This is a genomic window from Parcubacteria group bacterium, from assembly GCA_016186325.1.
GTDB lineage: Bacteria > Patescibacteriota > Minisyncoccia > UBA10092 > UBA10092 > JACPHB01.
Genome location: JACPLW010000006.1, coordinates 83,605 through 96,525, shown reverse-complemented (window position 1 = coordinate 96,525; position 12,921 = coordinate 83,605). Strand labels below are relative to the sequence as shown.

The following is a 12,921-nucleotide window of genomic DNA, read 5'->3' as shown; positions in this document are numbered from 1 at the left end:
CTCTCTCTTGGCGAAAAATTAGTGCGCGTGAGCGCGCCAAAAATTCTGAATTCGTTTGGGAAATTCGGCGGGAATCCTTGGGACGCGCTTCGCGCGTCCCACATTTTGGCTTCCAAAAAACCGATGAGTTCCTTACTGGTGCGTCGGGCAGGATTCGAACCTGCGTAGCCCGAAGGCGACAGATTTACAGTCTGTTGTAATTGACCACTCTACCACCGACGCAATTAGTCACTAGCGCTCATTTTATAATAAAATATTTACAAATTCAAGGAGTTGATGTACGTTAATTCCAAAAGCTTTTCAACCCGTTCGACCCATTCGACTATAGCTCAGGGTGGTGAACAAAGTCGAACCACAAACTCAGGGTTGATCCTGAGCGGAGTCGAAGGATCAAAGTTACGATGGAGGAAATATAATGGAATTGAGCGACGACGAGAAGCAGCTATTACGCGATTTAGAAGACGCGCAGGCAGTTGCCTATACTACTAGAATTCCGACTTTAAGCCGACTTACGCCAATAAGACAGAAAAAAATTCCGCGCCAACTCCCGCTTTTTAAAAAAATGGAAAAGAATTGCGAGGGCCATTTTCTACTGGCTTCCGGACGGCACACCAATGTTTTTATTCAGACCGCCCTTGGCTTGCGCTATGTTCACATAAGCCAGAGTATCGGTTTTAGATTGTACAAGCTTCTGAAAGAAAGAAATTTGTTGGATAGCATTGATGTTATGGTCGGTCCGCCAATGGGCGCGATTTCTGTAATCAACGCGCTATTGTATGCTATCAATTCAACAAAAATTGAGGCAATGTACCTTGAGCGAAATAGTGAAGGAAAATTCCGCCTAGGCAGAGGTTTTGAACTTAACGGCGATAAGCGGGTACTTCTTGTTGATGATATATTTTCAACAGGCGGTTCATTTAAAAAAACAATCGCCGCTTGCAATGAGGCTTCGGCTAATGAAGACGATGCCGAGTGTCAATTCATAGGCGCGGCTGTCGTGGTAAATCGGGCTTCTAATCAGGAAATGTTCAGGCGCGCCTCAACAACTATACCAATTGTTGCCGCCCTGACTTATCCATTAAAAGACTGGAGCAATGAAGAATGCCCTTATTGCGCTTATGATGTTCCATTGTATAAGCTATAACAATTCTACCAATGTCCCGATTATACGGGACTTTTTATTATAAAAGGCTGCATTATTTGTGCAGCCCTATGCATTGATACCGCTTAAATGGAATCCGTTCGAGTATGCCTAGATGCCCAAGAACGCTAAGCATAGCGGCAATTGTCGCAGCATAGAAGAGAAACAGAATTGAACCGTTGGTTATTTTAAAGATATCCAATCGCTCCAGAAACACGAGAAAAATAAGGATAATCTCTAAAATTGCTTTAGTCTTCCCAAACAGGTTGGCGCCCAAGATTAAATCCGAGTTTTTTTCGTTTGCCCCGATTTTAGGCACGGGTTGAAAGCCAAAAAATGCTACCGTACCTATAACGAGAAGCGTAATTTCAAGAGCCAAGAGCAATAATCCAGGAATTGGATAGGACGAAAAAAGTCTAAGGGCAAACATTACGCCAATCAAATAAATCTTATCTGCTACTGGGTCAAGTCCTTTCCCGAGCCAAGTAACCGTTTTTGTCCGGCGCGCCAGCCAGCCGTCAAAATAATCTGTTGAGGCCAGTAAAAGAAACGAGATAAGAGCAGCGAGAAAATAATCCCGCCGCAAGAGAGGAAGAAGCAAAAAGAAAAATCCGATGATGCGAAAAAACGTTATCCAGTTCGGCGGCTTGCAAATGTCCGCCTTAAATTCAAGCCGGCTGTATTTTCGTTTTTCCACCTTTCTCCCCTTTTTCAGTTATTTAAGAACCTTTCCCGATTGCCATAGTAGCATTAGAAAATTCGTCCTATTAATACATAATTAGTAATAAAAGTCAATGTTTCGTTGCTTTAAGAACTGATTTTAGAGCCAACGCGCGGAATCGAACCGCGGACCTACTCCTTACCATGGAGTTGCTCTACCAACTGAGCTACGTTGGCTTATTTTTTTTGCCGCTTTAACTTTAAGGATTTCTTTTTCGGCTGAATGTCAAAAGTTTTTACGACAGGGTCAGATTTAACGACTAAGTTAATTTTTATTTCCCCGCCATTAAAGGACGGAGTTACCGGCTCCGGAGTTTCTTCTTGTTTAAGGTTAGAAATGTCGCTCCAGAAATTATCGCCATTTTGCGATTGTTCGCTGCTCTCGCTTGTCCCGTTACCATTAGTTATTTTATCTTTTTTTGAAATCTTTCCTATTAAATACATTAAACGATTATCGCTTTTCAAAAGTAAAATTCTTACACGGTGAAGCAATTTTTGCGTAATTGACAGTGACTGGGACTTAAAATTATCTAAGGGCATTTGGTTAACAAAATCCGCAAACCTGGCTTTAAAATTAAAGCCGGAATCTTGGGAACTATTTTCATCGTCTTCTAACTCGGACAAGTGATCGGAAAATATATAAACAACGCCGCCAAGCGCTATTATTAAAAGTGATATTGGTATTAGATTGAACATGCTAATTATGTTTAAATCTCAAATCTGCAAAATTCTCCTATGCGGATGTTTTCGCCAAGTTTGGCGATGTGGTTCTTAACCAGGGCGTCAACCGTAATGTCTTGATCGCGAATGTATGGCTGGCCGAGTAATTCGTCAACATCTGCGGGATTCGTCGCGGCAATATGCATAGCAAGCTCGTGGCCTAAGTTCTTAAACTCATCGTTTCGCGCCACAAAATCAGTTTCGCAAAACATTTCAATAAGTACCCCGATCTTGCCATTGGCATGGATATAGGAAGAAACGAGTCCTTCTCCAGTCTGCCGCCCTGCTTTTTTTTCCGCCACTGCCCCGCCGCGTTCTTTTAAAAATTTCAAGGCTTGCTCAATTTTTCCGTCGGCTTCTTCAAGAGCTTTTTTAATCGCACCCAAAGGAACGCCGGTCATTTCACGAATTTTTTTAACGTCTTCAATGTTTGCCATATTTTTCTAAAAATGAAATTTTTAGTTAAAAATATGAGCATCTCGCCGTAGCTTTAGCGAAGGCGGATAACTCATTTATTTTCTACCATCTTCCGTCTTTGTTTCTGTTTCTATAACTATCGGTTTCACATTTATTAACGCCTCCGATACCAAGTTAAGAATAAAGTTAACGGAATTTAAAGCGGAGTCATTGGCCGGTATTGGGTGGGTAAACGGCGCAGGATCCGAATTCGTATTTACTATTCCTACGACAGATATGTTTTTTTTTGTTGCTTCCGCCACTGCCAGTTTATCATATTTTGCCGAACTTACCCAAATAACGTCCGGCAAGCGGCTTAAACTTACAAGACCGCCGAATTCTTTTTTCAATTTTTTCATTTTCTCTTCAAGTTTCCCTACTTCGTATTTCGTATACTTTGAGAATTCGCCAGCGGCTTTTTGCTTCTCCAAATCTTTCAAATGCTCTACCCGCTTATTGATTGTTGTAAAATTTGTGAATGTTCCGCCAAGCCACCGTTCCGTAACAAACGGCATGTTAAGCTCCTGCGCTACTTTTTTTGTAATTTCTTTTGTAGCAATACCCGTTCCGACAAACAAAATAACGCCGCCCTTTTCCTTAATACTTATTAAAAAATTAATGGCTGCAATTAGATTTTCCCTTGATTTTTCAAGATCAATGACCAGAGATGAGCTTTTTCTATCCCAAATAAACGGCTTCATTTTAGGGTTGCCGCTCGATTTTTGAGAACCCAAATGAAGACCACTTAAAGCCATTGTTTCCAAATCAAGTTCTATAATGTTGTTATTTTTTTCCATAACCTCACAGATAATAGCAAGATATTAATGTTTTGACAAGGGGAAACTTATTGACAACTATAAGCCAAAGTTGTAAACTATCTCTATTAAACTGATTTATGAAACAAAAAATACATCCGGAATATTTTCCTAAAGCTAAAGTTAAATGCTCGTGCGGAAATACTTTTACCGTTGGTTCAACCAAGCCGGAAATTAGCGTTGAAATTTGCTCAAAATGCCATCCTTTTTATACCGGAAAAGATAAGATAATTGATACAGCCGGACGCGTTGAAAGATTCAAGAAAAGACTTTTAAAAACTACGGTAAAAGGTGCCGTTAAAACCGCAAAAAAATCTGCCGAGAGAAAATGAACGAGGTTCAAAAAATAATTTTAGAAATAAGGGCAGGGGCGGGCGGAGATGAGGCCGGCCTTTTTGCGCATGAACTCTGGCGGATGTATAAGCGATTTTCGGAAAAGCGCGGGTTTAAAGCCGAAGTAATGGACATTACAGAATCAGAGGTGGGAGGAATTAAAAACTTGTCGGCCGAAATAACCGGTCCCGAAGTGTACGGTATTTTTAAATATGAATCGGGCGTCCACCGCGTTCAGCGCATTCCTAAAACAGAAAAAAGCGGGCGGGTTCATACTTCAACTATTTCAGTCGCCGTTTTAAAAGAAGTGACTGAAAAAGAGATTGTTATAAAAACACAGGACCTAAAAATCGATACGTTCAGATCATCGGGAGCCGGAGGCCAAAATGTTAACAAGGTTGAAACAGCGGTTAGAATCACCCACATACCAACAGGACTTGTCGTTTCCTGCCAAACCCAGCGTTCCCAGTTCAAGAATAAGGAAAAAGCCATGATGATTTTGCGGGCAAAACTTGATCAAATGGAGCGGGAAAAGGTATCGGGACAAGTTACGGCAGAAAGGCGCGCCCAAATCGGTTCGGCGGAAAGATCAGAAAAAATGAGAACCTATAACTTTCCTCAAGACAGAATTACCGACCATCGTATCGGAAAATCCTGGCATAACATGGAAAAAATATTAGACGGCAACATGGAACCGATGATTGAAGCGCTTACTCAAAACTTAAAATAACCCCGCAACTGCGGGATTATTTATTATTATTTAAAATATCAATATCTTTTTGAATTTTGGTTGCCGTAGCCATAACGTTGTTAGAATAAATTCTTGCCGTTAGCGAAGTATTCCAGCGGCCGCCGGCGATATAAATCTTCGCCGCTTTGGTTTCTGCCGCGTAAGTTTGCTTATTCGCCCCAGATTCAGATAACAAAAGTCCGGAAGCGGTAAAAGCATCTTCAAGATTCCATGGCGACGGTGGATTATGACCCGTTAGCTTAGCAACCGCTGCTTCATATAAAATCCATGTTGTCGGTATAAACTGCGCCGGTCCCATAGCACCGCCCCAGCCGTAGGCTGGTTTTTTAGAAACTGGCGTTGAATCTGGGTTTAATCCTAAAGCGCTGGTTATCGCAGCAAAGGCGTTAAAATCACGGGGATGCATATCGGTTCGCCAAGTACCCTTGCCGACATTACCGCCCCAATCCGACTCAATTTTTACAATCGCCATAAGAAATGCGGGACGAACTCCGGTATGTTGCGATGCCTTCATGGCATGACTTAAGGCTTCTTCAAAAGTCATTTTGAAGCCCATGGCAAGATTGTATGGCTGATTTTTTATCGTTTCAATATCAGCGCGCGCCTTAGCTATAAGTTGTTGGTAGGTTTTTTCCTGTCCCTTAGTTTGATCAAGAAGCTTTTGCTTTTGCTTTTTGGAATTTTCCATTTCAGTTTTTTGCCTTGCCTGAATCCGCTTAAGCTGTTCCTGTTCGACCCTGTCTTCCTCTAAATCATCTTTTTCTTTTTCCAGTTTTTCTTTTAACTCCTTAATTTTTTCAAGCGCTCCGTGAATTTGGCTTTGAACGTTACTTAAAGAATTAATATCATTAAAAAAGTCCGAAAATTTTCCGTTTTTAAGCAAAAAACCAAAAAGTGAACCGCCGTCGCTTCTTGCTATTTGACGCAAATATTGAGCCAGAAGAATATTTTGTTGTTTTATTTCCCGCTCTTTTTGCGCTATACTTGATTCTTTTTGACTAATAGCAGAATCAAGCTTTTTAATCACCAGATTAGTAGCATCTATCTCCGCTTGAGCCTGTTTTATCTGTAATTCAAAAATTGAAATTTGAGTGGACAAACTTTGGGCTTCGTTTTGTTTTTTTTGTATTTCCTGATTATACCCATCTATTGACGCTTCAAGCTGTTTTATTTTATCGTCCCGTTCGTCGGCAAAAACACCATTAGGCGTGATAATGTACCACGTTAAGGAAAACAAAAATAACAAAAGTCCTATTTTTTTTGCCATTAAAATCCCCTTTTAATATTAAAATTATACTATCGGTTCTGCCGTTTTTTCTTTTTCTCGTTCTTTCGCCGTTTCTTCGGTTTCAACTTTTACTTCTTCAACCTTTTCTTCAACCTCGGAAGACAGGGCCTCGATTTCGGCATCCGATCTTGGCGCCGCGACAACAGCAACTGAAGTGTCGGCATTTTCAAGTGTTTCAACATTATTTGGCAGTTTAATATCTCCAACTAGTATATTATCATCAAACGTCTTAAGAACTGAAATATCTACCGATATATCATGTGGTAAATCGGCGGGTAAGGCCCTAATTTCAAGTTCCTGCATTGATTTAATCAAAACGCCGCCCAAATCAACAACGGCGGGCGCAGAACTAACAAAAACAATCGGCACTTTCTTGATTATCTTTTCGTCCATTTTTACTTCATAAAAATCAACATGCCGGATACTGCCATTAATCGCATCGCGAGCAGTATCGTATATCAAAACATTCTTAAAACCTGCACCGTCCCGCCCTTGGCGAGGCTCGCCCCCTTCGGGGGCGGCAATAAATATTTTAATGATGGTTGTTTCTCCGGCAGCTTTAAAAACCTTGTTAAATTCATCAGAGTTAATTGAAATTGGCAAACTAGAACCTTTCCCGCCGTAAACCACAGCCGGAATTTGGCCCATTCTTCTTAAGGCTTTTACTTTTTTACCAAAGACTTCCCTTTTTTTACTTTTTAGTTCTAATGTTGTCATTTTTATTATGTTTCTGAAACTCTAAAACTTCATCTATGGTAATGGCCGGCAAATCGTTGAATCGTCTAAAATCGTCTTTTTTTAAATCGGTCAGAACACCGACATTGGTGATTATGCCGGTATTGCTTTTTATAAGCGTGATTATAAGCGAACTTTCGCAGTTGCCGCAATCAATATGAAGAAGCGAAGTGTGGCTCTCATTTCTTAAAACCGCAATATTTTCTATATCAAATCTGGCCTTACATATCGGACAAGGGCTTATAAATTTTAAATTACCTTTGTCGAAGCTGTGCATATTTGAATAAAGCAAGATTAAATATAAATATAATTTCTGAAAATGTCAATGGTAGGCTATTTAAGAATGTTCGGCGGAGTCCGACCCTCTAATGCTTCAATAATATTTTCTGCCGCGAGATCCGACATTTTGGAGCGCGTTTCTTCTGTTGCCGAAGCAATGTGGGGCGTTAAAATAACATTATCCGACTCCAAAAGTTCCGGCGTTATTTTAGGTTCAAATTCAAAAACATCTAAAGCGGCGCCTTTTATGGTTTTATCCAAAAGCGCTCGCGTGAGCGCCGATTCGTCAACAATCGGCCCGCGTGAGGTATTTACAAGATACGCTGTCGGTTTCATCAATTTTAGTTTTTCCGCATTGATTAAATGTTGTGTCGCGGGAAGCAATGGAACATGAATTGATACAAAATCGGACTGTTTTAGTAAGTCGTCAACCGACATGTAAACCGCGCTAAATTCTTTTTCAAATTCTTCGTTTCTATTTATATCATAATATAAAACTTTCATTTCAAATCCTTTCGCCGCGTGATGGGCAACGCGAGAACCAATCCGGCCGAGACCAATAACGCCGAGTGTTTTACCGGACAAGTCGCTCCCCAGCATAAGCATCGGCGCCCAGCCTTGATATTTTAAGTCTTTAGTAAATTTATCGGCTTCGGTTATTCTATGCGCGATAGCCAGCATAAGAGCAAAAGTGTGTTCCGCCACTGTATTGGTTAAAACACCGGGGGTATTGGTAATAGTTATCCCCCGCTTTTTTGCCTCTTCGGTATCAATATTATCAAAGCCGACGGCCATATTAGCAACCACTTTGAGCTGCGGACCAAAAGCATCCATTACTTCCCCGTCAATTTTGTCCGTGAGAAGACAAAAAAGAGCGTCGTAATTTTGGCCTTTGAGCGCGCCGACCAATTCTTCTTTAGTTAATACCCTATCGTCGGAATTTATAACAACATCATAACCTTTTTCCTTTAACATTTTGATTCCTGCTTCGGGAACTATTCTTGTTATGTATATTTTCATATTTTATTTATACTTCCAAAAATTGTTAATTTTTCCTCTATAACTTTTTTCATTGCTTCAATTGAAGGGGTTAAAATTTTATAAGGCGTGGTTTCACTGGGAATCTTTTCGATTGTTTCCTTAAGCGCTTCCGTAAAAGCGACTCTGATTTCGGTATTAATGTGAACCATCGATATTCCGGCGACGATGGAATTTTTAAAGTCATCTTCGCTCATTCCCGAACCGCCGTGTAAAACGAGGGTAACATCGCCAACCGCTTTTTTAATTTCTGAAATCCTCGCAAAATCCAGCTTCGGCGCGTTGGCGGCAATGCCGTGAATATTGCCGACCGCCGGCGCCAGCATATCAACTCCCGTTTCTTTTACAAATTGCGCCGCTTCTTCCGGCTTTGTTAAGTCCTCCGCCTTTATTTCAATAATTTCTTTTTGAATTTTTGATTCCCCTCTTAAATAACCTAATTCGCCTTCAACGATTATATCGGGATTTTTTGACTTTGCGTATTCTACGCTCTGTTTGGTTAATTTTATATTTTCTTCAAAGGGTAGGGCTGAAAAATCCGCCAAAATTGCGTCGTAGCCGGCATCAACCGTTTCTTTTACGCCTTCAAAACTTTTGTGATGGTCGGCGTTTAAAAAAATGGGGATTCCGAATTCTTCTTGAAACGCTTTAACCAGATTAACCGCCTGCTTTACTCCAATATGTTTTCTTTCCCCCTCGGAAGTGCCAACAAAAACCGGCGTTTTTAATAGAGCGGCCGATTCAACAATCGCCCGTAGCGCATCATCCTCCGAAAAATTAAAATGCCCGATTGCCCAATTTTCTTCAGTTGTTCTTTTTAAATAATCCTGAATTTTATAAGTCATGATTAACAATTAATACTTTGATTTTATCTTATCAAACACAAAAAATCAAACTTTTCGCGACCGCACCACAATAAATTCTTAATTTGAAAAATAAAAAGCGGCAAGGTATTGCTTGCCGTTTTAGAAAATTAGGAAATCTTGATGATTTCCCAGATAGTTTCATCTGTGATAGTCGCTGCTATTTCAATAAGTATTGGCCATTCTACGTAGACCAGCAAGTCTTCGATTCCTCTGATCTCATAAGATTTACCGTATTTAATACAGTTATGAACAAATAGGCTTTGGTCCATGTTCACAGTCAAAAGTTGTATTTCTTTAAAGTGATGCAAAGAATGCCTACTAGGCTTCAAACATTCAACGATTTTGGAGATTCGTATTCTGCTCTTATCACTGTCATGCAGAGCTCTCACAAATTTTTGAAATATCGATGTGGCTATGAATTCTCTATACCAGCCCCAAATGATATGAGTCGCTTCACGAGCTTTAACTTCATAACTTTTTAACCAGTTATTAAATATTTCTTCGGCCTTGCGCTTATTAGTTTCCTTTTCACGTTCCTCACATTCTCGTTGTCTGCGAGCTATTTTTTCTTTTTTAGCACACTCGTTAATTTGTTTGGCTAATGCCTTCAATCCTTCGTCTCTTTTGCTCATGGCCTCCTCCTTCTTGGGATTTTGCTTTGGCTGGCAAAATATTTTGGCGCTCGTTCCTTAAAAAAGAACTGCTTTTGATTTACGTATCTTGCCAGAACAAACATAAAACAAGCTACACAGTCAAAATATTGCGCTATAACACTCGGCTTTTTAAGATAGTCGGGCAGTTTTCTCTCCACATCTCTTGCCATAGTCCGCACTACGTGAAGACAACAAGTAGCAGTTGTTCCTTCCGGAATAATGAAATGGTCTATTTTTTTAAGATTTTGTTCAAACCAATACGTATTTTCTTGAAGAGCAAGAATGCGATCCAAACTAATATTTGGCGGAAGACAAGTAACATTTTCTGGATCAGCAACGTTCGCCTGAATAACAAAGATGTCATTTTGTATATCAGTTAATATCTTTTTAATTTTTTTATCTTTCAAAAAAGATTTAGTAAGACCAATGAAACAGTTCAGAGAATCTAGTGTCCCAAGAACTTCATTTTTTTCTTCGTTCAGATTCAAATTATTCATTTTCTCCCCTCTTTTCCTATTTATTTATCCTCACAAAAAAGAAAAGCCACCCGCACGGGTGTTTTTATGAGAAACGTTTACAACAGAAATTATCTACCCGATTGGGTTGGATGTAGCACCTTACATAATAAATAATAGTAGGTTGCTGGAGCTTCATAGGGCCAATTCCCTCCGCTCACTCTCAATAATACTATATTGTAAAGGTACAATTCAGCAATCTTAACTATTGGCCGTAAGGATGTCAAATTTTGGTTATCCACATACCAACTTAGTAATAGGAGTTCATAAATCTACACCCATCAACATTAATCTAAAACTTTTGGGATGTAATCAACCGGGGCTTTGGCAAGATACTCTTCTATTTGCTCGCGGGTTAAAAGGCCGGCGCGAGCGCCGATTTGCTGAACCACCGACATCGGATTAACCGGCGCCCACATCATCGCTTCCCGGACAGTTTTTCCCAGCGCTAAAGCAGCGGTAAAAGTTGAGGAAAAAGCGTCGCCGGCGCCGGTGCGTTCAAGCGGCGGCACCGGATCCGGATAAAGCCGCATAGAAAGCATTTCGTGTCCGTCATAAGAATAAGCGCCCTTTACGCCGTCGGTGATAACGACAATTTTGGGGCCGAGCCCGGCCATTGCTTTAAGAAGATTTTTAATATCACCCTCTTCAGTTTCTAAAATTCTTTGCGCTTCCTCTTTATTGCAGAAAAACACATCGCTTCTTTTATAAATTCCGGCTAAAGCTTTCTTACCGAATTTCATTTGGAAAGTTCCCGGCTGAAAAGCTAATCTTATATCCGGATGCTCTTCAAAACATTTTAAAAGTTCGTAATGAAACGGCAAAGAATTTTCGCCCATTGATGAAAGGTAAACCCAACGCGGGCATTTTATATCGGGCATTTTATAATCATAAGCCTCGTGCTTAACCAAAATTGTCCGATCATCTTCAAACCACAAAACGTAGTGATAATTGGTTTTTTTACCATTATTTTTGGCAATATATTCAACGCTCACTCGTTCGGCTTTCAATGCCTTGAGACAATCTTGACCATTTAAGTCATCGCCAATATTAGTTAAAAGAGCGCTCTTAAGACCCAAACGCGAAGCGGCTACGGCCGCGTTGGGGCTATTGCCAACAGCGGGAACAACATGAACATCTTCATACGGAATCTTGTCAGCAAAATTCAAACAGAGCTGGGGTTTTTCTCCGTTGTGGTCGCGAAAAACGCGCGCTTCCTTAATTTTTATAAAAGCGTCGATAACCGTATCTCCTATTCCTAAGAAGTCATAATTATTCATAACAAATATTAAAAACCATTAAGAAACTTAAACTGACGACAAACCGGATCCAATATTCTTGCGATACGATTTCCAGGCGGTTCTTTTAAAGACAAAAGTCTTGGTTGTGAGTTAAACCAATTAACTTCTCTGCAGAAGAAAGCTAAAAACATTATAAAGAAAAAGATGACAACAATTAAAATAACAATTTTTTTATTCATATTTATTTTTTAATTTATTTTATTATATTTTTCTTTTAATAACTCTTGACACCGCGGCCTTAATGTCTTTTACGCCCATTCCGAATGCTTCAATAAGTTCGTCCGGCTCCCCTGATTCGCCAAAACGGTCGTGAACGCCGACAAATTCCTGCGGCGCCGGAAAGTGCCGGCTAAGCGCTTCGGCCACTGCTGAACCGAGCCCCCCAGCAACCTGATGTTCTTCGACCGTCACCACCGCTTTTGTTTCTTTTACGGAATTTATTATTGTCGTAATATCAAGCGGTTTTATCGTATGGCTATTTATAACCGTCGCTTCAACGCCTTCTTTTGCTAATTCTTCAGCCGCTATTAAAGCGTTATACAAAAGCGCGCCGCAACCGACAATGGTTATGTCCTTACCGCTTCGCAAAACTACTGCTTTTCCGATTTCAAAAGGAGTTTCTTCGGTTGTAAAAACAGGCGATTTTTCCCGCCCGAAGCGAAGGTAAACCGGGCCGTCACAGCAAAGAACCGAGGCGTTGGTTGCTTTACGCGCCTCAACTGCATCGCAAGGAACTATAACTGTCATTCTTGGCTGAACCCGCATTAAAGCGATATCTTCAAGCGCCTGGTGGGTCGCGCCATCCGGCCCAACGGAAATACCGGCGTGGGCGCCGGCAATTTTAACCGGCAGATTATTTATACTAATGGTAGTTCTTATCTGCTCGTTGTTGCGGCCGGGACTAAAAACCGCATAGGAAGAAATAAAAGGAATTTTCCCATAGTTGGCGAGGCCAGCGGCTACTGTTGCCATATTTTGTTCAGCAACACCAAGTTCAATATATCGCTCCGGAAACTTTTCTTTAAACCAATGGGAACGGGTTGATTCAGCAAGGTCGGCACACAGTACAACAACACGATCATCATGTTCGCCGGCGTCAACCAAACCCTTGCCATAGCCATCGCGAGTCGGCACTTTCTCCGCTTTTGATAAATCTTCAATTAAATACGCGTTTTTGTTTATCATATTTTTAAAATAATAAATAAATTATTTTCCGAAGCTTATGAAAGCGTTTTAGCATGGTGTCCCGCAGCTGCGGGACTAAAATGCTTTCATCGGACAATGAGTCCCGCGCTGGCGGGACGAGTGCG

General features: G+C 40.7%; 17 protein-coding genes, 2 tRNA genes and 1 riboswitch. Of the genes, 3 read left to right on the top strand and 16 right to left on the bottom strand.

The window, feature by feature from the left end:
* Positions 1–136 precede the first annotated feature (136 nt).
* Positions 137–222 (bottom strand) — tRNA-Tyr (locus HYW79_02680).
* 193 nt (positions 223–415) lie between these two features.
* Between HYW79_02680 and HYW79_02675 the strand changes: the two genes are divergently transcribed.
* Complete coding sequence (locus HYW79_02675; GenBank protein ID MBI2635426.1) at positions 416–1,144, top strand: hypothetical protein; 729 nt, start codon at positions 416–418, stop codon at positions 1,142–1,144.
* Between the two features lie 52 nt (positions 1,145–1,196).
* Here the strand turns inward: HYW79_02675 and HYW79_02670 are convergent, their stop codons facing one another.
* From HYW79_02670 to rpsB, 5 genes are all read right to left on the bottom strand, one after another.
* Positions 1,197–1,838: a CDP-alcohol phosphatidyltransferase family protein gene (locus HYW79_02670; protein MBI2635425.1), complete on the bottom strand. Its 642-nt coding sequence runs from the start codon at positions 1,836–1,838 to the stop codon at positions 1,197–1,199.
* Between the two features lie 127 nt (positions 1,839–1,965).
* Positions 1,966–2,038: transfer RNA gene (locus tag HYW79_02665), tRNA-Thr, on the bottom strand.
* Entirely contained in the window at positions 2,039–2,557 is a 519-nt protein-coding gene (locus tag HYW79_02660; protein MBI2635424.1) for a hypothetical protein, read from the bottom strand.
* 11 nt (positions 2,558–2,568) lie between these two features.
* Positions 2,569–3,018, bottom strand: coding sequence for a translation elongation factor Ts (gene tsf, locus HYW79_02655; protein MBI2635423.1), 450 nt, complete (start codon positions 3,016–3,018; stop codon positions 2,569–2,571).
* 75 nt (positions 3,019–3,093) lie between these two features.
* Entirely contained in the window at positions 3,094–3,834 is a 741-nt protein-coding gene (gene rpsB, locus HYW79_02650) for a 30S ribosomal protein S2 (GenBank protein ID MBI2635422.1), read from the bottom strand.
* 98 nt (positions 3,835–3,932) lie between these two features.
* Here rpsB and rpmE point away from each other — a divergent pair, with 98 nt between their 5' ends.
* Positions 3,933–4,184, top strand: coding sequence for a 50S ribosomal protein L31 (gene rpmE / locus HYW79_02645; GenBank protein MBI2635421.1), 252 nt, complete (start codon positions 3,933–3,935; stop codon positions 4,182–4,184).
* A complete protein-coding gene (locus HYW79_02640) occupies positions 4,181–4,915 on the top strand; it encodes a PCRF domain-containing protein (protein MBI2635420.1) in 735 nt (244 codons plus the stop codon). The genes rpmE and HYW79_02640 overlap by 4 nt, the downstream gene beginning before the upstream one ends.
* A gap of 16 nt (positions 4,916–4,931) precedes the next feature.
* On the opposite strand, the gene HYW79_02635 is transcribed toward HYW79_02640, so the two are convergent.
* The 10 genes from HYW79_02635 to HYW79_02590 all read right to left on the bottom strand — a co-directional run bounded on the left by HYW79_02635 (position 4,932) and on the right by HYW79_02590 (position 12,796).
* A complete protein-coding gene (locus HYW79_02635) occupies positions 4,932–6,203 on the bottom strand; it encodes a lytic murein transglycosylase (GenBank protein ID MBI2635419.1) in 1,272 nt (423 codons plus the stop codon).
* Between the two features lie 24 nt (positions 6,204–6,227).
* The gene (locus HYW79_02630; GenBank protein ID MBI2635418.1) at positions 6,228–6,941 is read right to left on the bottom strand and encodes a 50S ribosomal protein L25; all 714 of its coding nucleotides are present in this window, start codon (positions 6,939–6,941) and stop codon (positions 6,228–6,230) included.
* Entirely contained in the window at positions 6,916–7,251 is a 336-nt protein-coding gene (locus HYW79_02625; protein MBI2635417.1) for a hypothetical protein, read from the bottom strand. Before HYW79_02625 ends, HYW79_02630 begins: the two co-directional genes overlap by 26 nt.
* A gap of 41 nt (positions 7,252–7,292) precedes the next feature.
* Positions 7,293–8,258 (bottom strand): D-glycerate dehydrogenase, encoded by a 966-nt coding sequence (locus tag HYW79_02620; GenBank protein MBI2635416.1) that lies wholly within the window; start codon positions 8,256–8,258, stop codon positions 7,293–7,295.
* The gene (locus HYW79_02615; protein ID MBI2635415.1) at positions 8,255–9,121 is read right to left on the bottom strand and encodes a class II fructose-bisphosphate aldolase; all 867 of its coding nucleotides are present in this window, start codon (positions 9,119–9,121) and stop codon (positions 8,255–8,257) included. Before HYW79_02615 ends, HYW79_02620 begins: the two co-directional genes overlap by 4 nt.
* 128 nt (positions 9,122–9,249) lie before the next feature.
* Entirely contained in the window at positions 9,250–9,774 is a 525-nt protein-coding gene (locus tag HYW79_02610) for a hypothetical protein (protein ID MBI2635414.1), read from the bottom strand.
* Positions 9,771–10,292 (bottom strand): ATP:cob(I)alamin adenosyltransferase, encoded by a 522-nt coding sequence (locus HYW79_02605; GenBank protein MBI2635413.1) that lies wholly within the window; start codon positions 10,290–10,292, stop codon positions 9,771–9,773. Before HYW79_02605 ends, HYW79_02610 begins: the two co-directional genes overlap by 4 nt.
* Before the next feature lie 86 nt (positions 10,293–10,378).
* A riboswitch (SAM riboswitch) is annotated at positions 10,379–10,483 on the bottom strand.
* 114 nt (positions 10,484–10,597) lie between these two features.
* Entirely contained in the window at positions 10,598–11,590 is a 993-nt protein-coding gene (locus tag HYW79_02600) for a carbohydrate kinase family protein (GenBank protein ID MBI2635412.1), read from the bottom strand.
* Positions 11,591–11,598: 8 nt separating this feature from the next.
* Positions 11,599–11,790 carry a hypothetical protein gene (locus HYW79_02595; protein MBI2635411.1) on the bottom strand — a complete coding sequence of 64 codons (192 nt, stop codon included), beginning with the start codon at positions 11,788–11,790 and terminating at the stop codon, positions 11,599–11,601.
* A 22-nt stretch (positions 11,791–11,812) separates the two neighbouring features.
* Positions 11,813–12,796, bottom strand: coding sequence for a transketolase family protein (locus HYW79_02590; GenBank protein ID MBI2635410.1), 984 nt, complete (start codon positions 12,794–12,796; stop codon positions 11,813–11,815).
* Between the last annotated feature and the right edge of the window lie 125 nt (positions 12,797–12,921).

Bases quoted from the DNA above. Each gene is read 5' to 3' on its own strand.
- HYW79_02675 (MBI2635426.1), top strand. From the start codon at position 416: ATGGAATTGAGCGACGACGAGAAGCAGCTATTACGCGATTTAGAAGAC.
- HYW79_02660 (MBI2635424.1), bottom strand. From the start codon at position 2,557: ATGTTCAATCTAATACCAATATCACTTTTAATAATAGCGCTTGGCGGC.
- tsf (MBI2635423.1), bottom strand. From the start codon at position 3,018: ATGGCAAACATTGAAGACGTTAAAAAAATTCGTGAAATGACCGGCGTT.
- rpsB (MBI2635422.1), bottom strand. From the start codon at position 3,834: ATGGAAAAAAATAACAACATTATAGAACTTGATTTGGAAACAATGGCT.
- rpmE (MBI2635421.1), top strand. From the start codon at position 3,933: ATGAAACAAAAAATACATCCGGAATATTTTCCTAAAGCTAAAGTTAAA.
- HYW79_02640 (MBI2635420.1), top strand. From the start codon at position 4,181: ATGAACGAGGTTCAAAAAATAATTTTAGAAATAAGGGCAGGGGCGGGC.
- HYW79_02635 (MBI2635419.1), bottom strand. From the start codon at position 6,203: ATGGCAAAAAAAATAGGACTTTTGTTATTTTTGTTTTCCTTAACGTGG.
- HYW79_02630 (MBI2635418.1), bottom strand. From the start codon at position 6,941: ATGACAACATTAGAACTAAAAAGTAAAAAAAGGGAAGTCTTTGGTAAA.
- HYW79_02620 (MBI2635416.1), bottom strand. From the start codon at position 8,258: ATGAAAATATACATAACAAGAATAGTTCCCGAAGCAGGAATCAAAATG.
- HYW79_02615 (MBI2635415.1), bottom strand. From the start codon at position 9,121: ATGACTTATAAAATTCAGGATTATTTAAAAAGAACAACTGAAGAAAAT.
- HYW79_02610 (MBI2635414.1), bottom strand. From the start codon at position 9,774: ATGAGCAAAAGAGACGAAGGATTGAAGGCATTAGCCAAACAAATTAAC.
- HYW79_02605 (MBI2635413.1), bottom strand. From the start codon at position 10,292: ATGAATAATTTGAATCTGAACGAAGAAAAAAATGAAGTTCTTGGGACA.
- HYW79_02600 (MBI2635412.1), bottom strand. From the start codon at position 11,590: ATGAATAATTATGACTTCTTAGGAATAGGAGATACGGTTATCGACGCT.
- HYW79_02595 (MBI2635411.1), bottom strand. From the start codon at position 11,790: ATGAATAAAAAAATTGTTATTTTAATTGTTGTCATCTTTTTCTTTATA.
- HYW79_02590 (MBI2635410.1), bottom strand. From the start codon at position 12,796: ATGATAAACAAAAACGCGTATTTAATTGAAGATTTATCAAAAGCGGAG.